General features: G+C 61.5%; 23 protein-coding genes. 10 read left to right on the top strand and 13 right to left on the bottom strand.

Features of this window, described 5'->3' with window-relative positions:
- Positions 1 to 31: 31 nt before the first annotated feature.
- From NCT03_RS26695 to NCT03_RS26675, 5 genes are read right to left on the bottom strand one after another with little or no spacing between them, the layout of a single operon-like run.
- The gene (locus tag NCT03_RS26695; RefSeq protein WP_250494529.1) at positions 32 to 952 is read right to left on the bottom strand and encodes an amidohydrolase family protein; all 921 of its coding nucleotides are present in this window, start codon (positions 950 to 952) and stop codon (positions 32 to 34) included.
- On the bottom strand, positions 949 to 1,887 hold the full coding sequence (locus tag NCT03_RS26690; RefSeq protein ID WP_250494528.1) for an amidohydrolase family protein: 939 nt from the start codon (positions 1,885 to 1,887) through the stop codon (positions 949 to 951). Before NCT03_RS26690 ends, NCT03_RS26695 begins: the two co-directional genes overlap by 4 nt.
- Entirely contained in the window at positions 1,884 to 3,185 is a 1,302-nt protein-coding gene (locus tag NCT03_RS26685; RefSeq protein ID WP_244830864.1) for an MFS transporter, read from the bottom strand. Before NCT03_RS26685 ends, NCT03_RS26690 begins: the two co-directional genes overlap by 4 nt.
- Positions 3,186 to 3,231: 46 nt before the next feature.
- Complete coding sequence (locus NCT03_RS26680) at positions 3,232 to 4,599, bottom strand: NAD(P)H-dependent oxidoreductase (protein ID WP_250494527.1); 1,368 nt, start codon at positions 4,597 to 4,599, stop codon at positions 3,232 to 3,234.
- Between the two features lie 52 nt (positions 4,600 to 4,651).
- Positions 4,652 to 6,004, bottom strand: a complete 1,353-nt coding sequence (locus NCT03_RS26675; protein ID WP_250494526.1) for a GntT/GntP/DsdX family permease — start codon at positions 6,002 to 6,004, stop codon at positions 4,652 to 4,654.
- Between the two features lie 402 nt (positions 6,005 to 6,406).
- On the opposite strand from NCT03_RS26675, the gene NCT03_RS26670 reads away from it, so the two are divergent.
- On the top strand, positions 6,407 to 7,123 hold the full coding sequence (locus NCT03_RS26670) for a GntR family transcriptional regulator (protein WP_250494525.1): 717 nt from the start codon (positions 6,407 to 6,409) through the stop codon (positions 7,121 to 7,123).
- Between the two features lie 30 nt (positions 7,124 to 7,153).
- Positions 7,154 to 8,761 carry an acyl-CoA synthetase gene (locus NCT03_RS26665; protein WP_250494524.1) on the top strand — a complete coding sequence of 536 codons (1,608 nt, stop codon included), beginning with the start codon at positions 7,154 to 7,156 and terminating at the stop codon, positions 8,759 to 8,761.
- Between the two features lie 10 nt (positions 8,762 to 8,771).
- Here NCT03_RS26665 and NCT03_RS26660 read toward each other — a convergent pair whose 3' ends face one another.
- On the bottom strand, positions 8,772 to 9,668 hold the full coding sequence (locus NCT03_RS26660; RefSeq protein ID WP_250494523.1) for a LysR family transcriptional regulator: 897 nt from the start codon (positions 9,666 to 9,668) through the stop codon (positions 8,772 to 8,774).
- Between the two features lie 88 nt (positions 9,669 to 9,756).
- Here NCT03_RS26660 and NCT03_RS26655 point away from each other — a divergent pair, with 88 nt between their 5' ends.
- Positions 9,757 to 10,533, top strand: coding sequence for an NAD(P)H-dependent oxidoreductase (locus NCT03_RS26655; RefSeq protein WP_250494522.1), 777 nt, complete (start codon positions 9,757 to 9,759; stop codon positions 10,531 to 10,533).
- 51 nt (positions 10,534 to 10,584) lie between these two features.
- On the opposite strand, the gene NCT03_RS26650 is transcribed toward NCT03_RS26655, so the two are convergent.
- Positions 10,585 to 12,738 (bottom strand): hypothetical protein, encoded by a 2,154-nt coding sequence (locus NCT03_RS26650; RefSeq protein ID WP_250494521.1) that lies wholly within the window; start codon positions 12,736 to 12,738, stop codon positions 10,585 to 10,587.
- Positions 12,739 to 13,278: 540 nt separating this feature from the next.
- Positions 13,279 to 13,809 (bottom strand): hypothetical protein, encoded by a 531-nt coding sequence (locus NCT03_RS26645; RefSeq protein WP_250494520.1) that lies wholly within the window; start codon positions 13,807 to 13,809, stop codon positions 13,279 to 13,281.
- A gap of 455 nt (positions 13,810 to 14,264) precedes the next feature.
- Between NCT03_RS26645 and NCT03_RS26640 the strand changes: the two genes are divergently transcribed.
- A complete protein-coding gene (locus NCT03_RS26640; protein ID WP_502800424.1) occupies positions 14,265 to 16,121 on the top strand; it encodes a tannase/feruloyl esterase family alpha/beta hydrolase in 1,857 nt (618 codons plus the stop codon).
- 45 nt (positions 16,122 to 16,166) lie between these two features.
- On the opposite strand, the gene NCT03_RS26635 is transcribed toward NCT03_RS26640, so the two are convergent.
- The 4 genes from NCT03_RS26635 to NCT03_RS26620 are packed head-to-tail and all read right to left on the bottom strand — an operon-like array spanning position 16,167 to position 20,450.
- Positions 16,167 to 17,072, bottom strand: coding sequence for an ABC transporter permease (locus NCT03_RS26635; protein ID WP_284503468.1), 906 nt, complete (start codon positions 17,070 to 17,072; stop codon positions 16,167 to 16,169).
- 1 nt (position 17,073) lies between these two features.
- On the bottom strand, positions 17,074 to 17,988 hold the full coding sequence (locus tag NCT03_RS26630; protein ID WP_244830873.1) for an ABC transporter permease: 915 nt from the start codon (positions 17,986 to 17,988) through the stop codon (positions 17,074 to 17,076).
- 44 nt (positions 17,989 to 18,032) lie between these two features.
- The gene (locus NCT03_RS26625) at positions 18,033 to 19,346 is read right to left on the bottom strand and encodes an ABC transporter substrate-binding protein (RefSeq protein ID WP_244830874.1); all 1,314 of its coding nucleotides are present in this window, start codon (positions 19,344 to 19,346) and stop codon (positions 18,033 to 18,035) included.
- Positions 19,347 to 19,394: 48 nt separating this feature from the next.
- Positions 19,395 to 20,450: an ABC transporter ATP-binding protein gene (locus NCT03_RS26620; RefSeq protein ID WP_244830875.1), complete on the bottom strand. Its 1,056-nt coding sequence runs from the start codon at positions 20,448 to 20,450 to the stop codon at positions 19,395 to 19,397.
- Positions 20,451 to 20,701: 251 nt separating this feature from the next.
- On the opposite strand from NCT03_RS26620, the gene NCT03_RS26615 reads away from it, so the two are divergent.
- From NCT03_RS26615 to NCT03_RS26585, 6 genes are all read left to right on the top strand, one after another.
- The gene (locus tag NCT03_RS26615) at positions 20,702 to 21,640 is read left to right on the top strand and encodes a polysaccharide deacetylase family protein (RefSeq protein ID WP_250494518.1); all 939 of its coding nucleotides are present in this window, start codon (positions 20,702 to 20,704) and stop codon (positions 21,638 to 21,640) included.
- Positions 21,641 to 21,651: 11 nt separating this feature from the next.
- Positions 21,652 to 22,341, top strand: a complete 690-nt coding sequence (locus NCT03_RS26610; protein ID WP_250494517.1) for a GntR family transcriptional regulator — start codon at positions 21,652 to 21,654, stop codon at positions 22,339 to 22,341.
- 1 nt (position 22,342) lies between these two features.
- Positions 22,343 to 22,930 (top strand): flavin reductase family protein, encoded by a 588-nt coding sequence (locus tag NCT03_RS26605; protein ID WP_244830878.1) that lies wholly within the window; start codon positions 22,343 to 22,345, stop codon positions 22,928 to 22,930.
- Between the two features lie 32 nt (positions 22,931 to 22,962).
- Positions 22,963 to 23,355: a hypothetical protein gene (locus tag NCT03_RS26600; protein WP_250494516.1), complete on the top strand. Its 393-nt coding sequence runs from the start codon at positions 22,963 to 22,965 to the stop codon at positions 23,353 to 23,355.
- A 105-nt stretch (positions 23,356 to 23,460) separates the two neighbouring features.
- On the top strand, positions 23,461 to 25,170 hold the full coding sequence (locus NCT03_RS33900; RefSeq protein ID WP_284503467.1) for an ATP-binding protein: 1,710 nt from the start codon (positions 23,461 to 23,463) through the stop codon (positions 25,168 to 25,170).
- Positions 25,171 to 25,554: 384 nt separating this feature from the next.
- Positions 25,555 to 25,722 (top strand): hypothetical protein, encoded by a 168-nt coding sequence (locus tag NCT03_RS26585; RefSeq protein ID WP_250469264.1) that lies wholly within the window; start codon positions 25,555 to 25,557, stop codon positions 25,720 to 25,722.
- A gap of 60 nt (positions 25,723 to 25,782) precedes the next feature.
- Here NCT03_RS26585 and NCT03_RS26580 read toward each other — a convergent pair whose 3' ends face one another.
- The gene (locus NCT03_RS26580) at positions 25,783 to 26,400 is read right to left on the bottom strand and encodes a hypothetical protein (protein WP_250494515.1); all 618 of its coding nucleotides are present in this window, start codon (positions 26,398 to 26,400) and stop codon (positions 25,783 to 25,785) included.
- Positions 26,401 to 26,453 lie beyond the last annotated feature (53 nt).

Below are 26,453 nucleotides of genomic sequence, written 5' to 3'. Positions count from 1 at the left end.
TCAGTCTCCTTGATTTCGTGCGGTCATGTTTTTATTCGACGCGATAGAAACGTCGCGCGGTCCCTTCGAACAACGCGCGTAAATCGGTTTCGGTGGCTTGCGGCAAGGCGCCGAGCACATCGGCGACGATCTCCGTGAAGCTCGCCGACAAGTTACCCACCGGCAGATTGCTCGCGAACATCGAACGCTCGTAGCCGAATAAATCGACGGCCTCGCGAATCACGCGGCGATTGCTCACGCTGTCCCACGTGCCGTTCGGCAAGCCGAGTTCCGATACCTTCAGATAGACGTTCGGACACGCCGCGAGCTTCTCCATGCCACAGCGCCAGATCGCGACGCCTTCGTCCGATCGATCGAGCGGCAAGCCGAGATGGTTCGTGACGATAGGCGTCTTCGGGAATGCACGCGCCACTTCCGCCGCTTCTTCCAAGTGCCAATACGGCACGCGCAAGTCCCACGAGAAGCCGTACTTATCGAGTAAAGCAAGACCCGCAAGCCATGCTTCGTCTTGCATCGTGCCCGGTTGGCCCGCAACGGATTCATGCGGACCGCTGGAGATTTCAGGCTTCGAGCGCACACCGCGCGCGAGCGGGCTGTTTGCATGGCCTGCGAGAATCGCATCGCAATCGGGCTGCACGAAGAACACATGGCCGACGATCGCGCTGGGTAATCCCGTTTTCGCGTTGAGCGCGGTGAGCCAGTCGGTTTCGCGCACTTGTTGCTTGCGCGAACGCTCCGCTTCCACATGCACGGTGCCGATCACGTTGAAGCCGGCCGTCGCCTGGCGATACTGCGGCGGCAAAAAGTCCTGACACATTCGGCGATAGTCGCCGAGGAAGAAGGCGTCGTCGTACTCGTTCGTGAGCCAGGGAAAGTCGCCGTCCGACAAGTCCCAGAAGTGATGATGCGCATCCAGTATCGGCAGGTCGAAGCCGAGCGTGTTGGTGGTCATCGCGATGTCCTTGCGTGAGTGCCGCGTGCGTTGTCGTCAAGCCCTTCCGGGCGATAGATGCGCACGGCCGTATCGTGAAAGAAAGCCTCTTGATCCGCGCGCGGCCAGGCGCGCGCCAGTTCGGCAAAGCCGCTTAGCAGACCGTCGAGCGAGATGAACATGCCATCCACCGGGAAGTTGCTGCCGAACATGAGACGCCCGGCGCCGAAGACTTGATGAAGCGTATCGAGCACTGGCTGGTTTGCGGCCACGCTCCACGGCTTGCCCGCCTCGCACAGCCCCGACACCTTCACGGCCACGTTCGGCAAACGCGCGAGTTCTTCCAGCGCCGCGCGCCAACCCGTAAGCGTCGCGTTCGATCTATCGCCGGGCACGCCCGCATGATTGACGATGAGCGTGGTGTGTGGAAAATCGCGGGCGAGCTGTGCCGCTTCGGACAGTTGCCGCCACGACGCCTGCAAGTCGAAGTGCAGGCCGTATCGTTCGAGCAAGGCATAGCCGCGCCGCCAGCGTTCGTCGGACATGAGCGTGCGGCCATCCTTGTCCGGTGCGCCCGGCTTGTGACGCACGCTGCGAACGCGAGCCACGCGGGCTTGCGCGGACAACACGTCGTCCACGTCGGCGCGGTCGAGCCACGCTTGCGCCACGATCGCGTTGGGGCGACCCGTCTCTTCGGCAAGCTCGCGGACATAGCGCGTTTCGCCAAGCGGATCATCCGGGTTCCACTCGGCTTCGACATACACGCTGCCGATCACGCGATGCCCCGCCGCATCGCGCAGATAGTCCGATGGCAGGTACGTCTCTTTGATCGGCGTGTAGTCGCCGTAACGATGTTCGATCAGCACGCCCGGCATGAGCCACGGATAGCGATTCGCTTCGAGGTCCCAGAAGTGCTGATGCGCGTCGATGATCGGCCCTTCGTACACCTCGTTCATGCGCGCGCTCCCGGATCGTTGCGGCCGAAATCGATAAAGAGCGAGCCGACGAGATAAGCGAACGCCGCCGCCGCGAAGAACAGGATGACCGCCGTGAAGCCGCCTGTCATATCGACGATCACGCCCACGACGATAGGCACGATGATCGCGCCGCCCGTGCCCGCGAAGTTCATCACGCCGCCGACGAGGCCGACTTGCTCGCGCGGTGCGAGCATCGCGGGAATGAGCCAGTACAGGCCGCCCCACAAGTGAAAGAACACGCCGAGCGACAACACGGCGACCGCGAACCGGATATCCGCCACGAACGGCAAAGCCAGCAGACAAAGAAGCGACATGCCGCCCGACACGCCGAAGAGGATCTTGAACGCCGTCTTGCGTGCGAAATGCCGTTGCAACCAGTCGGCTGTCACGCCCGACAGAATCTCGCCGACCGCGCCCGCGAGAAAAATGATGAAGGTCGCGAAGCCCATGCTGCGGATATCGAGCCCGCGTCCGACCGACAAATAGTTCGGTCCCCAGGTCACGAGGCCGAAGAACACCATCGCCCAACCGACACGGCCCACTACCATCGCCGAAATGATGCCGCGTGACAGCGGCGCCATCTTCGCGCTAGGGGCTTCGCCAGCAACGAGCTTCTGCTCGCGGATATACGCGACTTCCGCCTGGTCGATACCCGCGTGCCGCTCGGGCGTCTCGCGCAGCATGCGATAGACGACGAGACCGAAGACGATCGTCACCGCTCCCACGATCAGGAACGCCGAACGCCACGATCCCGAGAAGCCGATCAGCGCGCTGATGAGCAAGCCACCGAGCGCCGAGCCGAGCGGCGCGCCGCTATCGATGAGTGTCACGCCGCGCGCCCGTTCCGCGGGCGGCAGCCACGCCGCCGTGAGCTTCGTCGCGGCGGGCATGTAAGGCGCTTCGAACACGCCGAGACCGATACGCGTAAGCAACAGCGTCACGCCGTTCATGGCGAACGCGGCAAGACACTGGAAGCCGCCCCACAGCACCGCCGAGATGCCGATCATGCGGCGTGCGCCGAAGCGGTCGGCGGCCCAGCCAGCGGGAATCTGGAACGTGCTGTACGTCCAGAAGAACGCAGAGAGGATCAACCCCTGCATCGTCGCGGCGAGATGAAACTCGCGCACGATGGTCGGCATTGCAATGGACAGCGACATGCGGTCGATGCAGTTGATCGTATAGAGCACGAAGAGCAACAGCACCATGCGCCAGCGGGTGGTGCAAAGAAGCGCGCGCAGCGAACTGCCCGAGGCGCTCGCGGATAAATTGGTTTGCATGTCTCCTCCTGTATGGGTCGAAAGCCCTCGTCGTATCGCAGGCCGTTTATAGCGACGGATTGCGCTTCCACGCTTCGTAAAGCGCCGAGCCTTGCAAGTCGAGCGCATCGAGCGGAACGAGGTCGCCCTGCTTTACATCGGCGAGAAGACGCTTGTTGGCCGCGAGATAGAACGGCGCCGCGACACCCGCCTTCGCGCGTTCGATGAGCAACGGCGTCGCGCCCTGAATGGTGTGATGATGACCGCCCATGGCAAGCGTCTCGCCCGCCTTGAAGTCGCGTTCGGCACGCGCCACCATTTGCGCGTGCGGCAACTGCTCCGCGCTGCCAGTCGGCTGATTGAGCAGCACCGCCGAAAAAATGCTCATCGGCGTTTCGAGACCCATCAGGTGATACGGCAAGTAGATGCATGCATAGCGGCCGTTCTTGCCGACCACATGGCCCTTTTGCTTGAGCAACTCCCAGGTTTCCTCGTCCTTGCAGCGCACGATGACGAACACGCCGCCACCGAAGCTCAGATCGTCCGGACGACGCAGGCAGTTGAAGACATCGACCACGCCGGTGCGCTCTAGAATGCCGCCGTCTTCCTTCGGCACGAAGATATCGGCGAGTTCATTCAAGCGCGCGAGCGGATAGTTGAGCGCATCGGCAGCCGGCACGAAGCCGGTCGAATTGGCGACGACGTTCATCTCGCAGTAATCGGGCGTCGCGCTTTGCGGCAGCATCGAGAGCGCCTTGCTACGGGCGGCGAGCGTCGCGGCGATATCGTCGCCAGGCGTCCAGCATGCATCGAGCGAGACTTCGTAGCGTTGATCGAGATAGTCGATGGTATGCGCGTCCGGATCGTAGATGAAGTCGTACTCGCTCGACTTGCCAGCCACGATCACTTCGAAGCCGAGCACGCGCGCCCACGTCACGAGGCCGATCAGATTGCTCGGCTGATCGCCGTCGGGCGTGGTGTACGTCACGCCGTTTTCGAGCGCGAGCCGGTTCAGATACGGGCCCACGACCGAATCGGTTTCCTTGGTCGCCATCGCCACGTGCACGCCGCGCTTCAATGCGTTCTCGGCGATCTGCACGCTCACTTCAGGATGCCCCGTCGCTTCCACGACGATATCGAGCTCCACGTTCTTCAACAGCAGATGGTCGCCCACCAGCGCGATACGGCCATCAGCGCGAGCGGCGCGCACGTCGTCGGCGTTGTTGCAGACGCGCGCAGTATCGTTCGCGAAGCCGAGCGAAGCCAGGGCGGCGAGCGTGCCTTCGATATCGATATCGCACAGCGCGGCGATCTCGAGGCCCGGCAACGCGCGGCATTGCACGAGCAGCGAGCGGCCGAAGCCGCCTTTCGGACCGACGAGCGCCATGCGGATCGTGCGGCTGCCGAGCGACTTGAAGAGATGTTCGTAGTTCATGGCGATGTCTGTCCTTTAAGGCCTGATCTTGTGGGGAACGTGAACGGCACGTTTAGCCGATCACCGAGTTGATGAGGAGAATCACGCCGAGCGCGACGAGCGATTGAAACGAGACGAGCAGCGTCCAGGTCTTGAGCGTATCGGCGACCGAGAGGCGGAAATATTCCTTGAAAAGCCAGAAGCCCGAGTCGTTCAGATGCGAGAGCATCAGTCCGCCCGAGCTCACGGCGAGCACCAGAAGTTCGAGATTGACGCCGGGCGTGGCCGCCGCGATCGGCGCGACGATGCCCGCCGCCGTCACGGTTGCGACCGTCGCCGAGCCGATCGCGATACGGATCAGCGCCGCGACCGCCCAGCCGAGCACGAGCGGCGAGATCGACCAATGCGTGGCCCAATGCGCGATGGCGTCGCCGATATGCGTGGCGAGCAGCATCTCTTTCAGGCCGCCACCCGCGCCGAGGATCAGGATCACGGCGGCAGCGGGCGCCACGCTCTTGCCGAGGAGCTTTTGAATCTGCGGCAACGTGAGGCCGCTCTTGACACCGAGCGACCAGATTGCGAACAGCACGGCAATCAGCAACGAGACGATAGGGTCGCCCACGGTTTCGAGCAGTTCGCGCATCGGCGTGCCGGTCGGCGCGTAGTTGCGGCCGAACGTGCGGATCATCATCAGGACCGGTGGCAACAGGACCGTGATGAGCACGAGCGCGAGCGGCGGCGTGGCGCGGCCGGCTTTCTTCTCGTCGGCGGCAGCGGGCGAATAAAGACCCTCGCCTGGCGTAACCGGCAGAAAGCGCATGACGAAGGCCGTGAAGAGCGGGCCGGAGAGAATGGCCATCGGAACGGCGACGATCAGGCCGAAAAAGATCGTGCGGCCCGCGTCCGCATGTAACGCGGCAAGCGCGAGCGTCGGCGACGGATGCGGCGGCAAGAGACCGTGCGAGACGTAGAGGCCGGCGGCCATCGGAATGCCGACGGCCATCAGCGGACTTTTCGTGCGATGCGCGATGGCGTAGACGAGCGGGACGAGCATCACGAAGCTCACATCGAACAGATGCGGCAAGCCGATGAGCAGCGACGCCGCGCAAATGGCCGCCGGAATCCAGCGCTTAGAACCGAGTCCGATGAACGCATTGGCGATGCGATCCGCGCCGCCCGATTCGAGCAGCAAGCCGCCGAGCATGGTGCCTAGTCCGACCACGAGCCCCACGGAACTGAGAATGCCGCCAAAGCCTTTTTCGAAGCTCTTGATGACGGCGGTAGGCGCGAGTCCGGCCGCGCAGCCCAGAAAGCCGGCCGTGAGAATGAGCGCGAGAAACGGGTGAAGCTTGACCTTCGTGATCAGCAGTACCAGCAGAAGAATCGCGATAACGGGCGCGATCAACGTATAGAGCGAAGGCGACATGAAGTAGTGCGGCTCGAAAAGCGTGGCGCCCCGCCGGTGTCGACGAGGTTTTCATTGTGGTATACCGGACAAATGCGGAGCCCGAACGATGGAGTTATTTGCCGAAAACACGGACGAACTACACGGGCATCGGCAAGAAACCCTTATTCAACGGTGTTTTCGGTCGATTGGCATGCAGGTCTCCAAGTCGCGTTCTTATGAATTTCGCAGGCGTCGGACGACGTTCTGCGCTCTGTCTAATTCTGGTATACCGAAATTTAGTTCTATCGTCGTGCACCGTCAAGTGCGGGATCGCACCTAGACGGGGCGATTGTCGGCCGCAAATCTCGGATGACGCGTTCGCTGGTAAAGTGGCATACCAGAGTGGCCGAGGATGTCGCCGCGACGAGGGAACAAGCAAAAATGAAGGATTCAGACGACGAGCATGAAGGCTTCGACAGCGCCGACGAGCCGGATTCGCTGCTCTCCATGCAGATTGCGCAACGCTTGCGCACGATGATCGCGACCGACGAACTTAAGCCCGGCGAGCGCCTGCGCGAGCGCACGCTCGCCGAACGGCTGACGGTCTCGCGCACGCCGTTGCGCGAGGCGCTCAAGGAACTGGCGGGCGACGGCCTCGTCGTCGTGCTGCCTAAGCGCGGCGCGGTCGTGGCGGACCTGAGCGCGGCGGAAATCCGCGAGAAGCTCGACGTGTTGGGCGCAATCGAGGCGTTTGGCGGCGAACAGGCGTGTCGTTTAGCGACGGATGCGGAGATCGCCGAGATTCGCGCGCTCCATCACGAGATGCACGCGGCTTACGAGCGGCGCGACCGCATGAATTACTTCCGGCTCAATCAGGCGATCCACGCGAACATCATCGTGGCGGCCAAGAACGCCACGCTCACGCAAGTGCACGAGCGGCTCAACCGGCAGCTTTATCGCTATCGCTTTCAGGGTAGCGTGACGTCGGAGACGTGGCATACCGCTATCGATGAACACGAGATCATCGTGCAATTGCTCAACGCGCGCGATGGCGCGCGGCTGGGGGAATTCCTGAGGCGGCATGTGCATAGCACCTGGGAGCAGATTACGCCCGAGCGCGACCACGAAGTGAAGGAGCAGACGCTGCAACGCGTATGATCGAGGAACCCTCACCCACCACAAGAAACCATGCTGCCGTCAGGAGACACTTACGAAGCAGTCGATGCCGCCTTCACCTGGCGCATCCCCGCGCGCTATAACATCGCGCAAGACGTGTGCGACAAATGGGCGGACGGCTCGAACCGGCTCGCGCTGATCGTCGAATCGAACGATCTCTCGCAGCAACGCTATACCTTCGACGACCTGCAACGCCTCTCCAACCGCTTCGCCAATGCGCTCGCCGAACGCGGCGTGCAGCGCGGCGAGCGCGTGGCCATCTTCGTGCGGCAATCGGTCGAAGCGGCGATCGCGCATCTCGCGGCCTATCGCATGGGATGCATTGCCGTGCCGCTCTTCGCGCTCTTCGGTATCGATGCAATCGAGTTCCGGCTCGCGCATTCCGGGGCCGCCGCCGTCGTGACGGACGCCGAAGGCGCGGCGAAGATCGCGTCGATTCGCGCATCGCTGCCGGAGTTGCGCCACGTCTTCGCGACCGATGGCAGCGACGCTACGTTCTGGCCCGCGCTCGAAGCGGCATCGGAAGAAGACACTCTCGTCGATACTTCCGCGGACGATCCCGCCGTCATCATCTATACGTCTGGCACCACGGGCAAACCGAAAGGCGCATTGCACGGACATCGCGTGCTCCTTGGGCATCTGCCGGGCGTGGAGATGTCGCAGCAGTGCTTCCCGCTCGACGCGACGCTCATGTGGACGCCCGCGGACTGGGCGTGGATCGGCGGCCTCTTCGATGTGCTCTTGCCTTCGTGGCATCACGGCGTGCCGGTACTCGCGCGGCGCTTCGACAAGTTCGATGGCCACGCCGCGTTCGATCTGCTCGAACGGCATGGCGTGAGCCACACGTTCCTGCCGCCGACCGCGCTCAAGATGATGCGCGCGACGCCGCAAGCGAAAGCGCCGGCGCTCGCGTTGCGTTCGGTGGCGAGCGGCGGTGAATCGCTCGGCGAGGAGTTGCTGTCGTGGGGCCGCGCAACGCTTGGCGTCACCATCAACGAATTCTACGGGCAGACTGAATGCAACGTGGTGCTCTCCTCGTGCGCCAGATGGTTCGAACCGCGCAACGGCGTGATCGGGCGCGCGGTGCCGGGGCACCGCGTGGCTGTCGTCGACGATTCGGGTATGCCGCAGCCTTTGGGCACGCCCGGCAAAATCGCCATTGCCGCGCCCGATCCCGTGATGTTTCTCGGCTACTGGCGCGACGAGGCCGCGACCGCGCAGAAGTTTCGCGGCGACTATCTGTTGACGGGCGACCTCGGCATGCTCGACGCGGAGGGCTTCTTTCGCTTCATCGGTCGCGACGACGATGTCATCACGAGCGCGGGTTATCGCATTGGGCCGGGACCGATCGAGGACTGTCTTTTGAGGCATCCCGCCGTGCGCTTCGCGGCGGTCATCGGCGTGGCGGATGAACGGCGCACGGAGATCGTCTGCGCGGTCGTCGTGCTCAACGACGGCTTCGAACCGGGCGATGCCCTCGTGCTCGAACTGCAGCAGCACGTCCGCACGCGGCTTGCGGCGCATGAATATCCGCGCGAGGTGCGCTTCGTCTCCGAATTGCCGATGACGGCGACTGGCAAGATCATCCGCAAGTCGCTGCGCTCGCAGTTCACGTCTTAGCAATCGCGCGTCATACCGATCCGGCGATGAAGTCTCGCAACCACCGATGCGCCGGATCGCGATGCACGCGCTCGTGCCAGAACATCGACATTTCATAGCCGGACACTTCGATTGGCGCGTCCACCACGTGCAGCGCCGCATCGTGCTCGACTAGCCGCAATGGCAGCATGCCCACGAGATCGGTCGATGCAATCAGCGAGCGCACGAAGAGAAAATGCGGCGCGGACAGCACGACGCGACGCGCGACGCCGAGTGCCGCGAGCGCTTCATCGGTCGGACCGAAGAAGCCTCCGCCGTCCGGCGACACGATCACATGTTCGAGCGCACAGAACTGCTTGAGGCTGGGTTTGCGCTTGAGACGCGGATGACCCTTCCTCGCCACAAGCACATAGCGTTCGGTAAAAAGCGCCTGCCGATGCAGACCCGGTGGCGCGCCTTCGGTGATATGAAACGCAAGATCGATCTCGCCGCGTTCGGCTTGTCGCGCGAGACGCGGCGGCGTGGCTTCGAGCACGGCAATGCGCGTCCGCGGTGCGGCCAGCCGCAAGCCGTTTATCGCCGGCATGAGCACGGTGGACTCGCTGTAATCGGTTGCGGCTATACGCCACGTAAGCTCCGCGCTCGCCGGCTCGAATGCCTGCTCCGGCGACACCGCGCGCGCAAGTGCTGCAAGCGCTTCGCGCAATGGCTCGCGCAAACCCTCGGCGCGCGCAGTCGGACGCATGCCGCGCGGGCCGGGCAGCAATAGCGGATCGCCGAAGATATCGCGCAGTTTCGCCAGATGCACGCTCACCGAAGGCTGCGAGAAGTTCAGCCGTTCGGCCGCGCGCGTGACGTTGTGTTCGGCGAGCAGCGCGTCGAGCGTCACGAGCAGATTGAGATCGAGTCTGCGGAGAATATTATTCATCGTAATGCCTGGCATATTGACTATTCATTTCCAATATACCTTCATCCGCACTAGTCTGGCGGTCATACGAACCAGGAGAGTTGCAGCCATGAATGTGCTGATCGTCTATGCCCACCCCGAACGCCGCTCGCTGAACGGCGCGCTCAACGACTTTGCCGTGCAGCGCCTGCGCGATAACGGCCACACGGTGCAGGTGTCGAACCTGTATGAGATGAACTGGAAAACGACGCTCGACGCGAACGACGTGCGCGAGCGCAACACCGACGCGCCGTTTCATCCCAGTCTCGATTCGAAACACGCGTTCGCAAACGGCTTGCAAAGCCACGACATCGAAATCGAACAGGACAAGCTGCGCTGGGCCGACGCATTGATCCTGCAATTCCCGATGTGGTGGTTCTCCATGCCCGCCATCATGAAAGGCTGGTTCGAGCGCGTCTATGCCTATGGCTTCGCTTACGGCGTGGGCGAACACTCGGACACGCACTGGGGCGATCGTTATGGCGAAGGCATGATGTCGGGCAAACGCGCGATGATCATCGTGACGACCGGCGGTTGGGAATCGCATTACGACGCGCGCGGCATCAACGGCCCGATGGACGATATCCTCTTCCCGATCCAGCACGGGATGCTGTTCTATCCGGGCTTCGACGTGGTGCCACCGTTCGTGGTGTATCGCACGAGCAAGATGGATGAAACGCGTTTCGGGGCCACGCGCGATGCGCTCGGAGAACGGCTAGACACCCTCTGGGACAACGCGCCGATTGCTTATAGACGGCAGAATCATGGCGACTACCGCATTCCGCAGTTGACCTTGCGAGACGAGCATGCTGCGGGACAGACCGGATTTGCCGCGCACGTCGAATAAAAAGAAGCGGGCTCCTTTTGCAAGAGGAGCCCGCTTTGCCTTGCACGAGGATCAGTTCGGGTCCGCGTACTTCAAGGTCCAGCTAAAGTTGCGTTGCGCGCCACCCGCAAGAGAGAACGCATTCGCCTTGCATGCGAAGTTCGAGTGCAACTGGCCGACAGGCGTAGTCGACAGCGGATTGGTGACACCGTTCGCGACATCGAAATTCGACAGCGCGCAAGCATCGAAGCCGCTCGTGGCATAGCTCGTCGCGGCGCTATTGGCGTAGGTGACCGAGTTACCGTTCGCGCCCGCCGCCGTGCTTTGAAAGTCCGCGAACGAGGTAAAGTCCGTTTCCACCGCGAGCGGCGCCGCAAGGGTGGCCGAACTCAATGTGTCCGTACGCGTGATCGTGCCATGCGCGAAAGTCAGCACCGTGTGCGCTTGCAGGTCGATATCGGTCGTGTACGCCGCGTTCTTGGTCGCTTGACGGAATTTCGTCGTATCGAAGGAAACGGTCACCTGACCGTTGCTCTCCTGCACGCTCAGATTCTTGTAGTACGTCACCGGAATGTATGTCTTGCCGTTGTACGTCACTTGCGGAATCAGCAAGGCGTAACCCAGGTCGGTCGTGCCGTAGATGAGCTTGTCGGAGAACGGCACCGGATAGTACGGCGAATACGAGTTGTAGTCCGGCGCCTGACTCAGATTCAGGTTGATCACACGCTCGCCATCACGCACCGTCAGCAGCGCCGCGTTATACGGATGCGCGCTGTCGCTCGGCAAGTTGTAGTACGTCAGCGTGTAATGAGGCAATGCATCGCGCCATGATTTGAAATCGCTGTCGCTCATGGGGGCTTGGCCGCCGAAGCCGAGCTTGCTCCACCACGCGTTGACGTACATGTACTGATGCAGCAGGCTGAAGTTTTCGCCCATCACGCGAGGCTTGCCGCGATATGTGTCCGTGCCGCGCCCCTTCACCCACATGTTCACGGACGGCGTCGGCAGGTTCGGGTCGTACCAAAAGGTGTCGAAGCGCAGCGCTGCCTTGTAGATGAACGTGTAGGCGACCTGCATCTCCTTGGCACTCAGCACGCCCGCGTTGGCTGCGGCCGTGAGAATCTCCATGAAAGCGGAATCGCCGTAAGGTCCGATCGAGCGGCCGTAGTTGAAGCCCTGCCCGTCCGGATTGATCTGCGGCAGAATCAGATCGATCGACTTGCGCAAATAGCCCTTCAATTCAGGCGTCAAATTCGCTTCGTTGCCCATCTCGAGACTGCGCTCGACCGTCTCCGCGATAAGCAGCGTGCTGTAGCGGTCGAAGCGCGCTTGATCGTAGTAGGTCGTATGCGTGTTCGATGCCTCATCCGAGAAGCCGCCCGACGAATCATTGCGGATATGCTTGGTTAACGTGTAGAGCAGCGCATCGCGCGCGCCCATGGTCGCAACCGCCGGGTCCGAAGTGGAGACGAAGCCCGGATTACTCCAGCCGAGCTTCTGTCTCAGCCCGGCAATGCCATATGACACCGCGTAGTAATTCTGCGCCGTGTTGAGCGAAGCCACGTCGATAGACGCGCCGCCAGCCGGGCACGTATTGTCCTTGCCGCTTGCATCGGGGCCGAACATGTCGCAGAACGTGAGGCGGCCTTGCAACGTGTTGAGCATGGCATCGCTAAAGACTTCGTTCAGCATGCCGTTCGCCTTCAAATTGTTGAGGGCGACGAGATAGTAATACTCGCCCCAGGACGTGTTCGCGTAGACGTAGTCGCCGCTCGCGGACTGCGCCATCATCGCCGTGGTTATCTTCTGATAGGTTGCGAGATAGTCGGCGTACTTGGGGTCGCCCTTCTTCTTCATGTCGATGAGGATGTAAGACAGACCAAGCGCCAGCTTGCCCGGCAAGAACTTGTCGCCCGTGTTGGTATCGAGTACGTGCACGGGGCTGCCATCGCCCACATCCATCACGACCTGAGTGAAATCCGGCGACTTGCGGATGAGGTCGAAGAGCGCGCGCATCTGGCCCATCATCGTGATGGGGACGCCGGCGCCGGCGGGCACGCTCGTGTCGTTCGCGCCGTAGACCACGGCTTGAAGCGAATTAGCCGCCACAGCGGCGGGCGGCGGCGTGGAACCATCCGATGAGTCATGGCCACCGCATGCAGCGAGGACGAGCGCCGAGAGCGTGCCGAGCGCGAACGCACGCGTGATTTGCCTGTTTCGATTCATGTTGTCTCCGTCTTTAGTTATGAATGTGGGTAGTGCGGGGGGTTTCTTTTGCGCGTCCTTTGAGCGCTTGATCGACACCGGACGTTATTTGGCCTTCCGAAATTTTTCATCGGAATCGGTGAAGATTAAAAATAATTTGAATGAAGCCCCGAGCTTGAGTCAGCGAACTTCATCGGAAAACGTTTTCCAAATTTAGGCTTTGTAAGCCGATGCTGTCAAACTTTTATCCAACGACCTGATAGGGGATTACCCGGCACGATCAAGGAATGGTTTTGCATGGAATCGGAGTTTCCGAAACAAAAAGGAAACCGTTTACTCATTTCTCGGCTGCGAACCAAATGTGAGCTTTCACCGCGAAGTGACGAGAAAGTCGACTTCTGCGCGAGATTGAAGAAACGCGGCATGCGTCTTCTGCCATGCCGTCTGCTTTCGCGCTGCAATAAGGGAATTTGAAACAGGTAACAGCGAGACTCAATCCGCGAACGGCTCATGCGCCTCGAACGAGGCAAGCCGTTGCGGACCGATCGATAGGCTAAATGCCTAACGCACTTCCATCTTGCGCTTTACGATAAGCGCGAGCGGCACCGTGAAGAAGATATGCGACATGAATCCGCCGATGACGACAGTCGGATCATAGTAATTCGGGTGATTGTCCGAAGCGATCATGATGGCGACATGCATCACTATCCACGCGAGCACGGCATAGAACAATGCGATGAACGTCGCCTCGTAGCCGCGTCGGCGAAAGTACGGCCAGACGAGTGCGAAGAGAATGCCCCAAGCAATGGCGAACACGAAGTGAATACCCGTGCCAATCACATACGCCCAAATGCCGCTCGCTTCCTGAAACGCTTTCCCGAAGACCAGCCCGGTCGCGTTACGCGGAATGCCCGCGAGGGGCATCAGATGCTGTACGCCTACCCAGATCAATGCTTCGTAGATCCAGATGACGACGGCGCCCGCGAGACCACCGGCTACACCGGCGCGTATGGCCGACGACACGCTCGTGGGCCTGGGCGTTGCAATGCCGTTCGGAAACTGACTGCCGCTCGGATGCAGGTTGCTACTCATGGACGCTTCTCCGGAATGGTTATCAGGTGATGACGCAAGCTAGTCCCTGTGTTTGATAACGCAAAGGATGGGTAAACCATGCCCATGGGCCGGAAAATGCACGTCAGCGTGATTTGGCGCGGCGTTGCGCAGCAAGACCATGCGGTGCCCGATAAACAGATTCGATGCCTTCGAAGCGTTTTAGCATGAGTCAGGCGAAGCGTCTCGGTGAAGCCGCGTACGGCATGAAGGACGCTTTCCTTGCGTATCATTTGCCTGGCTATCTGTTTTGTTTATCGGCCACCGGAAGCGCGGTATGTCCGCTCCGCCTTGGTGCAGCATGCGGGCGCCGCAAACGTTGACGCTTTAGAGCGCCGATTAAGCAGGGTTGCCGGGTATACGCCCTCTCCCTATCGCGAAACTCTTTCGTCATCCTCCGTACTCGCTGGAAAGTGACCCGACGACCTCAGGAGACGATGATGCGATTACTCTGCAGCAACCCCGCCCTACTCAGACGATGCATCCGCACGCTTTATGCGTGGCTTGCTCTTTTGACGACATGCGTAATCATGGCGCCTCAAGCAATGGCGGCCAATTCAAGCGGTCTAGCCGACCTCCCCTCGATCCTTCCCGCGATGAACTGCGCGGCAGTCGCCACGCTCGATCTAAGCGGCGTCACCGATGGTACCGTCACCATCACCTCGGCAACGGTCCTTGCAAAAGGAACGGTCATCAGCAACCCCGGCATGCCTCCAGGCGCGACGGCTGGACCCGGACTGCCTTCCGAAGTGTGCGATATCAAGGGAACCATAGGCCCTGGCGCATCGCTCTTTGAATTGCGCTTGCCGACGCAAGGCTGGACGCAGCGCTATCTGCAAACGGGATGCGGCGGTCTGTGCGGCAATCTCTCGATCAGCGCGCCGATGGCATCGACCTGCGTGCCGGTCACGAACGGCCAGATCGCCATCTCCGCCACCGACATGGGCCACGAAGGCGGCAACGATGGCGCATGGGCGCTGGATCCGAAAGCCAAGATCGATTTTGCTTATCGCGCGGAGCACGCCACGGCGCAGGTATCCAAGGCGATCATCAACAAGTTTTATGCGCGCGCTCCGAAGTACTCGTATTTCGACGGCTGCTCAGACGGCGGACGCGAAGCGCTGATGGAAGCGCAACGCTATCCCGACGACTTCGACGGCATCGTCGCGGGCGCGCCGGCCAACGATCTGATCGTGCAGAACACGTTCCACCACGGCTGGGCGGCGGCGGTCAACATCGACGAGAAGACGGGCAAGTACATTCTGCTCGCCGACAAGTTGCCGATGATCCACGCCGCCGTGCTGAAGTCGTGCGACGGTCAGGACGGCGTGACGGACGGCATCATCGACAATCCGCAGGCTTGTCATTTCGATCCCGCGAGTCTCGTGTGTGCGAAGGGGCAGCCCGACGCCACGTGTCTCACGCCCGCGCAAGCTGCGGTGGTGCGCAAGATTCACGATGGCGCGACGGATCAGTATGGCCGTCATCTCGAACAGCCGATCGCGCGTGAATGGGGTTCGGAATTGCAATGGTCGCTCTTCGTGCCCGCGACGGACGCCGGACCTAGCGGCAGCATCAACTTCGTGATGCCGTTCCTGGCATACCTCGACTACTTCAACGACTCGCGCCCGAACGCCGCGTTCAGCGATCTGAAGTTCACTGTCGAATCGTTCTGGAAGACCGTGCAGACGTCGAACTATCTTGCTGCAACCGATCCCGATCTGAGTGACTTTCATCGACGCGGCGGCAAGCTGATTCTCTGGCACGGCCTGGAAGACCAGCACATCTCGCCGCAATCGACGCTGCAGTACTACGCGAAGATGAAGGAATACATGGGCGACGAGCGCGTCGAGAAGTTCGCGAAGCTGTATCTGTTCCCGGGCGTTGCGCACTGCGGCGGCGGCGACGGTCCCAGCACCTTCGACATGCTGACGCCCGCCATGGCGTGGGTTGAAACGGGCGCGAAGCCGGGCAAGATCGTGGCATCGCTCGTCGATACGACCGGGCAGACCACGCGCACGCGTCCGGTGTTTCCGTATCCGCTGGCAGCGCGCTACACGGGCTCGGGCAGCACGGACGACGCAGCGAACTTCGTCGCGTACAACCCCGGCAACACCAACGTGAATCCGCATTGGGTCGGCGAGTTTCTCTATTCGCCGGGCTATGAAGCGTCATGCAGCGCAAACGGATCGCAACTCGTGTGCAAGGGCGGCAACCACTGGCGCGCCGCTCATACCGGTCATGACGACGACAACGGCTGGAACGACGGCCGCTGGGAGCACGATCATAGGTGATCGCACTTGATTGCATTTGATCGCACGTGAGGAAAGCGCTGGCGCCTACTTCGAAGTCCGGCGCCTGGTCACCGCCCTCACGATCAACAAGCCGCCGACCATGACCGCCAGCGACATCAGCGTGGTCATGGTCCCGAGCGCATAGATGACCGGCGTGGTCACCGATGTCGTCAGGCCCTGCAATTCGAGCGGCAACGTATTCTGCTCGCCGATAGCCTGCGACGTCCGCGCGATTTCATCCCATGACAGCGTGAAGCCGAACATTCCCACGCCAATGACAGATGGCCCGATGATCGGCAACACTACATTCCTGAAGCTCTGCCACGGCGATGCGCCCAGATCGCGCGCCGCTTCCTCGTAAGCCGGATTGAAGCGATTGAAGACAGCGAACATCACGAGCAAACCGAACGGCAGCGTCCACGTCAGATGTGCGCCGAGCGCGGAGGTGAAGAGGCCCATCGACGTGGTCCACGAATCCGCGAAAGAAGTAAAGCCCCACTCGTTCGCCAGATACTTGATCACGTTGTCGAGCAGACGAAACGTGAGGCCGATACCGAGCGACACAATGATCGACGGCATGATGAGACTCGCCACCGACACGTAGAACACGGCCGTATCGCCACGAAAACGCCTTCTGAAGGCGAGACCCGCCGTGACCGAGAACAGCACGGTCAGCACCGTGACCGCGAGCGCGAGCTTCACGGAGCGGCCGAACGAAGCCCAGATATCGATATCGCCCACACCCTGACGCAACTGCTCGAACCAGTGCAGCGAGACGCCGCGCATGGGAAAGGTCAGACCGCCTTCGGGACCTTGAAACGAGAGAATGAAAATGGTGATGACCGGTCCATACAGGAATAGCACGAACAAGCCGAACAGCAACGCGAGCCAGTAAAAGCTGGCGGGCCGGTGCTCCCGATGTTTCTTCAATCCCGCAATGCCGCTGGCCATGTCAAAGCTCCTTCCTGATATCGACCACACGCGTGAGCGCCCACACGATCATCAGCACGACGGCCAGCAAAATGATCGCGTTGGCCGCCGCGGCGGGAAATTGCAGATAGCCCGTCTGCACCTGAATGATCTTGCCCACCGACGCAATCTGCTGTCCACCCATTACGCCCACTGTGAGAAAGTCGCCCATCACGATGGTGATGACGAAGATCGAGCCAATGACGATTCCGGTCTTCGAGAGCGGCAACACGACATCGCGGATCACCTGCCAGCCGCTCGCCCCGCCATCGCGCGCGGCTTCCAAGAGCGACTTGTCGATACGCATCATCGCGTTGAAGATCGGCACGATCATGAAGAACGTGAACAGATGCACGAACGCGAGCACCACCGAAAAGTTCGAGTACAGCAGCCATTCCAGCGGTTGATCGATGAGATGCGCGTTGATCAGCGCCTGATTCACGAGCCCGTTACGGCCGAGCAGCGGAATCCACGAGATCATGCGGATGACGTTGGACGTCCAGAACGGAATCGTGCAGAGCAAAAAGAGAATGGTCTGCATGGCCGTGGTGCGCACGTGAAACGCGAGGAAGTACGCAATGGAGAAACCGAGCACGAGCGTCACGGCCCATACCATTGCGCAGAACTTGAGCGTCGACCAATATGTCTTGAAGGTCACGCAGACATCGGTGAAGGAGCTGCAACCGTCGAAGATCGCCACATAGTTCTTGAGCGTGAACGCCGGGATGATCTGATATTCGTTAAAATCCCAGAAGCTTACGATCAACGTGATCACGAGCGGCACGATGAAGAACAGCACGAAGGTGAGTGTGAGCGGCGTGGCCTGCAACCATGCGCTCACGCGCCGATGACGCTTCGGCGCTTCCTTCGCTTGCGACAGATACTCGACGGATGCCATCAGCAAATGCTCCTTGTGTGCATCATGTGAACCTCACGTGAACATCAGGCGGCGATGAACTCGTTCCACTTCTGCACCATGTAGATGTTCTCGTCCATCACCGCGTTCCAGCATGCGATGGCGCCCATGCGCTGCGTGTACGAGCCACCGTCGCGCACCGCGCCGGTCTTTTCGAGCAACTGGCCATCGGGTGCCTTGATGTCCTGCGTCGCGGGCTTGCCTTCCATCCAGTAGTCCCACTCGTAAGCCTGCATGTGCGTCTTGGCCGTCTCCGTCACGCCGGGGTAATAACCCTGGCGCATTAGATAGGCGCCCGCCCAGCCGTCCTGGAACCAGTTGACGAACTCATAGGCCGCATCGAGTTTCTTGCCTTGCAGCGAACGCGGAAAGCCGAAGCCCGACGCCCACGAGCGATAACCTTCCTTCAGCGGCTGAAACGTGCAGGCGATACCCATGGTGCGCACCTTCGTGACCGCGGGCGACCACATCGACTGAATGACCACTTCGCCCGATGCCATCAGGTTCACGCTTTCGTTGAAGTCGCGCCAGAAGGCGCGGAACTGACCTGCGCGCTTCGCTTCGATCAGCACCTTGATGGTCTGATCGATCTCGGCCTTGGTCATGTTGCCTTTGTCGCCGTACTTGACCTGACCCATCGCTTCGATGGCCATTGCCGCATCCATGATGCCGATAGCCGGAATGTTGAGCAGCGCCGCCTTGCCCTTGAATTGCGGATTCAACAAGTCGGCCCAAGTGTTGACGGGACGCTTGATGAGGTCCGGGCGAATGCCGAGCGTATCCGCGTTATACGTCGTGGGAATGAGCGTCATCCATTCGGTAGGCGTCGCGGAGAACTCCGTCGAGCGCGCGCCCTTCAAGAACATCACTTTCTTCGGGGCCGTGCCCTGATCGCCAATCTTCTTGCCGTTCACTTCGCCCTTCGTGAGCACCGGCGTGATCTTGTCCGCGAGCTTGATGCGCTTCGCATCCATGCCGGCCAGCGTGCCCGCCGGAATCAGCTTCTTGAGCGAAAAGTATTCGGTATCGACGATATCGAACGAGTTGGGCTGCGTGATGATGCGCTTGGTGACGTCATCGGTCGTCACCGGAATGTATTGAATCTCGATGCCCGTGTCTTCCTTGAACTTCTTCGCAATGTCCGCGCTCTGGTTGACCGCCGTGCCGAGATAGCGCAAGGTGATCTTCTCTTGTGCATGCACGTAAGGGAACCCGGCAATGCCCGCCGCCGCCACGGCGCCCTTGATGAAAGTGCGGCGCGTGCGGCCGCGGCTTTCCAGTTCCTCTTTGGTCTCTTTGATTTCCTGAGTCGCTTGCGGACGTGCATTGTCATTGCTCATAGCCTTCCTCCTCGTTTCGGGTTTTGATGTGTTTGGCTCAAGCGCGCATCACGCCGCGAGCGGATGCGCGTTGCGTTGATCCCACCAGACAGTCACGCGCGCATCGGGGCCGAGGCGCTCGGCGTCGTAGTCGGCATCGCTGACGATAGAAACGAGTTCCGGGGAACCGTCGAGCGGCACGAGCGTCATGCGCACATGCGTGCCTTGATACTCGGCCTCGCGCACCGTGCATGCGAGTCCGCCGATACGGCTCAGTCCTCCCTCGCCCGCGCTCGTGCCGGGCGTCGTGCCCTGCGGCGCGATCCGCAGATGATCCGCACGCACCGTGAAAAGCCCGCCCTTCGAACCGAGCACGTTATGGCCGCCGAGAAAGCGCGCGACGAATTCGGTGCGCGGCCGGTTGAAGACTTCGAACGGCGTGCCGCTTTGTTCGATATGACCGTGACTCATCACGACGACGAGATCGGCGAGCGCCATTGCTTCTTCCTGCGAGTGCGTGACGTGCACGAAAGTGATGCCCAGTTCTTTCTGCCAGCGCTTGAGTTCGGCGCGCATCTGCACGCGCAGGAAAGGATCGAGCGCGGAGAGCGGTTCGTCGAGCAAAAGACAGCGTGGTTCATTGAGCAAGGCGCGCGCGAGTGCCACACGCTGCTGCTGCCCGCCGGAAAGCTGCGCGGGCTTGCGGTTCGCGTAGGGCGACATGGCGACGAGTTCGAGCAGTTCGCCCGCGCGCTTTCTGCGTGCTTCCTTCGCGACGCCGCGCATCTTGAGGCTGAAGGCGACGTTATCGAGCGCGGACAGATGCGGAAAGAGCGCGTAGCTTTGAAAGACCATCGCGGTGCCGCGTGCGGCCGGCTGTTCGCGCGTGACGTTGCGCCCGCCGATCAGCACATCGCCTTCGGAAATCCACTCGTGCCCCGCGATCATGCGCAAGGTCGATGTCTTGCCGCATCCCGAAGGACCGAGCAGGCAACAGTACGCGCCGCCGGGAATGCGCAGGTCGATCGCATCGACGGCGACGGAATCCGCATAGCGCTTCGTCACGTGAACGAGTTCGATATCGGCGGCTGTCGCGTGAACCACGGTTGATGCCGGCTGAACCATGAAGGCTTGTCCTTATGAACGCGCTGACGGGAAATGGCTTGCAGCGCGAAGCCATTGCAAGACATATGCCATTTGCTGTCGTGGTTCGGCTTCATCGCATGCAACGCGTAGCGCAGCATGCGTGTCGACACGTTGGCTCGCATATTGCACACGATCGCAAGCCTCGATCGTCGGCACGTCGCGACGCGAGGCGTGTACGTTCGCGGTGCGCAACAGGTCCGCCTTGGGGCACGACGTAACCAAACCGGTTCATGCATTCATCGACAATGAGCGACTTCAATCCCGATGTACTCCGATCGCACGGCCGTTTCGACTATCAAGCGATTCATCATGGCGAGCCGTATTGCTGGCCGAACGGCGCGCGTCTCGCGGTTTATCTCGGCTTCAACCTCGAACACTTTGCGTTCGGCGAAGGACTGGGGGCCGCGCTCGGACCACTATCGCCGCAACCGGATGTCCTCAACCATAGTTGGCGCGAGTACGGGAATCGCGTGGGCGCGTGGCGTTGCATTGAATTGTTCGATGCGCTCGACATGCCCGCGGGCACGCTCATCAACACGTCGCTTTACGATCATTGCCCCGAGCTGATCGAAGCATGTGTGGCGCGGGGCGATGAACTCATCGCGCACGGTCACACGAACGCCGAGCGTCAGAGCGATTTCGACGAAGCCGGCGAGCGCGCACTGCTCGCGCACTGTCGCGAACGCATCCTTGCGGAGTCGGGCGTGATGCCGCAAGGATGGCTATCGCCGTGGATCTCGGAGACGCATCACACGCCGGACCTTCTTGCCGAAACGGGTTACGGCTACACGCTCAACTGGTGTCACGACGACCGGCCCGTGCGCATGAAAACACGTCACGGCGCGCTGTGGTCCGTGCCTTATCCGCAAGAGCTGAACGATCTGCCGATGATCATGGCGCGGCATCTCGACATGTGCGCGTTCACCGACATGATCGTCGACCAGTTCGATGAAATGCTCGAACAGACTCAACGCGCGAGCACGCCGCAGGGCCTCGTCATGGGGATTGCGCTGCATCCGTATATCGTCGGGCAACCGTATCGCTTGCGTCATTTACGGCGCGCGCTCGCGCATATCGCGGCGGCGCGCAACGACATCTGGCTCACCACGCCCGGCGCAATCGCGCGGCACATGGAACAGGCGGCGAGCACGGCCGCGCGCGCCGCATGAGCTCGCCGCGCATGCGTGATCAAGCCGATGCCGCCGATATGCGCATCTATCGAAGCATCTTCGACGGTGTGCTGAGCCGGCGTCTCGCGCCCGGCACCAAGCTGCCCGAGCCGGAACTGTGCGAGCTCTTCGGCGTGGGCCGCGCAGTGGTCCGGCGCGCGCTCGAAAAGCTCGCGTACGACGGCATCGTGGTGTTGCGGCCCAACAAGGGCGCGGTGATCGCACAACCGACGCGCGAGGAAACGCGCGAGGTGTTCGAAGCACGCCGCTCGGTGGAACGCGCGCTCGTCGAACTCGCGGTGGAGCGCGCGAGCAGCGCGGACATTGCCGCCTTGCGCGAGCAACTCAACCAGGAACACGAAGCGATGCACCGCTTCGATCAACCGTCATGGGCACGCCTCGCAAGCGAGTTTCATCTGCGTATCGCGGCGCTCGCGGGCAATGCCATCCTGCTGCAGTATCTGAACGAACTCGTCTCGCGCTGCTCGCTTATCGTTGGCGTCTATGAACCGGCGGGCAACGCGCCATGCGAGCACGACGAACACACCGCCATTCTCGATTGCCTCGAACGACGCGACGCAAAAGGCGCGGCGGCGCATATGAGCGCGCATCTGCAGGGACTCGAAGCGCGTATAGAAACCACACGGATGCCGGGCACCAAGAGCCTTGCGCATCTGCTCGGCATTGAAAAGGTGCAATGACATGGAAATCGACTTCGAGGCCATCACCGAATACCAGCGCTACAAGCTGATGGCGAGCCTCATCGTGCCACGGCCCATTGCGCTCGTGACCACGCTCGGTGCGGATGGCACCGTGAATGCCGCGCCTTTCTCGATGTTCAACATGCTCGGCGAAGAACCGCCCATCGTGATGATCAGCATCAACCGGCTCGCGGATGGCACGTTGAAAGACACAGCCGCGAACGTGCCGCGCGAGAAGGAATTCGTCGTCCATCTCGCCGATGAAGCCATCGCCGAGCAGATGCATCGCTGCGGCGAACGCTTCGCCGCCGATGTCAGCGAACTCGACGCGGTTGGTTTCACCGCGCTGCCGTCCCTGCGCGTGAAGCCGCCGCGCATCGCCGAGGCGCCCGTCGCGTTCGAATGCGTGCTGTGGGAAACGCTGGAAACCGCGAGCCGGCACATCTTCATCGGCAAGGTATTGATGCTGCACGCACGCGACGAGCTCATCGACCTCGACACCTGGCGCGTGCGCTTACAGCATTACTTTCCGGTCGGGCGCTTCGGCGCAAGCGATTACGTGACGACCCGCGACCGCTTCGAGTTGTAACATGGAGCCCGTCAAGGCTCGCGACCGCCATCATGCCCTCCACCGTTCGTAATTCGCTGCTATGGGTTTTCGAGCCGCTCGAGAGCGATGACACGTTCATTCAAAAGCGCATGTTCGGTTCCGACGCCGCGTATATCGATGGACTGATGTGTCTCGTGGCCGCCGACCGCGACAAGCCCTGGAATGGCGTGCTCGTATGCACCTCGCAAGAGCATCATGCAGCGCTCATCGAAGACATTCCGGCTTTGCAGCCACATCCCGTGCTCGGAAAATGGCTTTACGTGCCGCAGGACGATCCGGCGTTCGAAGACACGGCGCGTCGGCTTTCGGAACTCGTACTCGCTCGCGATCCGCGCATCGGCGTCGTGCCGGGTGCGCGCAAACGGCGCAAACCAGCGAAGCGCAGCGCGCTTGCACGGACTTGAGCCTGTCCGATAACGCACGGCGAACCAGCGTACACTGAGCGACTGCGCACGATCAGGTTCCATGATCGGTCAGCGCCTTTCGCTACCCGTTCTGCCCTCGTACTCATGCCCAAATCAACGCACAGTGGCGCGGCCGTGCCCGCCACCGAAGCGGAACGTCTCTATACGCTGCGAAGCTTCGACGTACTCGATTCGTTGCCCGAACCCGCTTTCGACGACATCGCCACGCTGGCCGCGACGATCTGCCAGTCGCCTATCGCGCTCGTTTCGCTGATCGACCGCGACCGGCAATGGTTCAAGGCGTGCATCGGTCTCGGCGCACGCGAGACCCCGCGCGATCAGGCGTTCTGCGCGCATGCCATTCTGGAACCCACCTCGCTGCTGGTGATCGAGGACGCGACGCTCGATCCGCGTTTCAGGGACAACCCGCTCGTGCTCGGAGAGCCGCATATCCGCTTTTATGCGGGCGCGCCTATCGTCACGGACGACGGTCACGCGCTCGGCACCGTCTGCGTGATCGACCGCGAGCCGCGTGCCTTGAGTCAGGAACAATGCACGGCGCTCGAATCGCTCGCGCGTCAGGCTGCCATCATGCTGAAGCTGCGGCGCATGGGCATTCAGCGCGGCGAGGAGAAACGCGAACTGCAGCGCAAGATCACCGACGCACTCGCCGATGACGACGCCGCGCACGAAACGTTCAAGCAGAATCAGCGCGTGGGTTCGGTCGGGCAGTTGACGGGCGGCATTGCGCACGACTTCAACAATCTCCTGCAGACCATCAGCACGTGTCTGCAACTCGTCGAGCATCGCGCGCACGATGCGGATCAGGTGCGCCGTTGGAGCGCCAACGGTCTGCAGGCGGTCACGCATGGCGCGGCGCTCATCAGGCAATTGCTGACGTTTTCCCGGCAGGAATCGGTCGAACTGGAGTCGCTGTGCGTCACGCGTTCGGTGCACGGCATGAAGGAACTGCTGGCGCGCGTGCTCGGGCCCGAAACCCAGCTTGCGTTTCAGCTTCGCTCCGAAGGCGTTCGCGTGCTGACCAACGCGACGCAACTCGAAGCGGCGCTGCTCAATCTCGTCATCAACGCACGGGACGCAATGCAAGGACGCGGGCGAATAGAAGTCGCCACACGTGTCTTCGAAGCCGAGGGCGACCCTGATCTCGCGAATGGCAATTACGTGGAGCTGCGCGTGTCGGATACCGGCCCCGGCATGCCGCCCGAAGTCGCCCGGCGCGCGTTCGAGCCTTTCTTCTCGACCAAGCCCGAAGGCAAGGGCACGGGGCTCGGGCTTTCGCAGGTGTATGGCGTGGCGCTCAAAGCGGGCGGGATCGCGCGTATCGGCACGGAACCGGGCGCGGGCACGACCGTCTCGCTGTATCTGCGAACGGCCGTTCAGGAAGCGGGCGATGCTGACGGCGAATGCGAATCGGCGAGCCCGGTCGCGCTGCGAAAGCGCGTGCGCATCATTCTGGTCGATGACGAAGCCAACGTGCGCGAAGCGTTATCTGAACTGCTGCGCGACGCGAACTACGATGTCGAAGCGGTGAGCGGCGGCATTGCGGCGCTGCAGGCGATCGATCGTTCGCCGCCCGATGTCGTTGTGACCGATCAGGCCATGCAGGGCTTGAACGGCGGCTTGCTCGCGCGCATTCTCGCGGAAACGCATCCGCGTCTGCCGGTGATGTTCATGACCGGCTACGACGATATCGATGCCGTCAAGGCGACGCTACCCGAGGACGCCATCGTATTGCGCAAGCCCGTCTTACTCGATGAATTTGCGCAGGGCGTACAGACGTTGCTGGGCGACTAGCGCTGTGGCTCGTTGCGCGGCCAGCTGCAAGAAAACAACTGAGCGTTTCCGCAGTGCAGGGAAACAAGGTAAGGACTGATGGAGGGATGGTTCGCCGGTTTCCCAGTCGCTCGTCTATGGATTTTCCTGACGGTATCGATTGCAATCCACAGGTGGCTGCGCGCGCGAGCTTTCATCGAGTTTAACGAAATACCGCTAAACGTGCGCCGGAAGCGTGCAAATTCCGTGGCAGTCCCGCAAAAAACAACGCCATTGTTGTTTTAACGAGCGCTGATGTTTTCCCCAAGTTACACTCCGCTTCGCAGTCTCTACAGTGCTCACCGCGCATGCGGCGAAGGCCTCGCCGCCGCGCATTTCCAAGCCTTTCTTCTCTGCGAGTTCCTGATGAAAATGTCTCTCAAGAAAGCTGTTGCCCTGTTGGCGGTCGCCGCTATCTTCGCACCGAGCGTGTCGTTCGCCGAAGCGCAATATCCGAACAACAAGCCGCGGCCTGCTTACAAGAAGCACAGCCACAAGCATCACGCAAAGAAGGCCGCCGCAGCATCGCAGTAAGCAGGATCATGAATGCCGGGCGCGGCATTCAGCGGGCTTCATGCTCGCCGATTGCCGCGCTCAACCTGCATCGCCTGAGCTGATCACCGTCTGCATGCTCTTCAGAAGCGTGCGCAGATATCGCAGTAACCCCACCGTATCGCCAAATTCCATGAAGCCGGGCTTTTCTCCGTCGCTGAAAAGCCGTGCGCCGTCGAGCGCTTCGTCGATGATGATTCCACCATACGCCGCGTGCGGACGATAAACGCCCGTCTCGACATGCAAGGTATTGGCATTGACGGCGGCATCGCGGATACGCATCAGAAACTGCACTTCGGGCGTGCGCGAACCGGACAGGCGATGCGCATCGAAAAAATCGGCGACGGCGAGAATCGCGTTCGTCGACGGCACGCGAAGCGCGAAAGCCATGCGTTCGGCGGGATCGTCGAGTGACGGAAGCAACGGCGGCGGACCGTCCGGCGCGCGCTTGGCAGGCATGCCGTCTTCGCTATGCGTGTGCGCTTCGGGATGCGCGTGGCGAATCGTCAGGAGCCGCTCCACGCCGCTGAAATCGGGTGCAGGACCGCCATTCTCGATCCATCCGCTCAATAGCGCCGCGTGGATATAGAGCGATTGCAACTGGGCGTCGATAAACGCGACACCCATGCGGCAGACATCGGGGGACTGATTCTCGGGCATGTCGTCTCCTGTGAGGCGGAGTCAGCGCAAGCGCGCTGACTCCGGTCCTTCTT

The sequence above is a fragment of the Caballeronia sp. GAWG1-1 genome (genome assembly GCF_023631465.1).
GTDB lineage: Bacteria > Pseudomonadota > Gammaproteobacteria > Burkholderiales > Burkholderiaceae > Caballeronia.
Note: the sequence above shows the minus strand (reverse complement) of the source record. Positions and strands in the feature narration are given on the sequence as shown.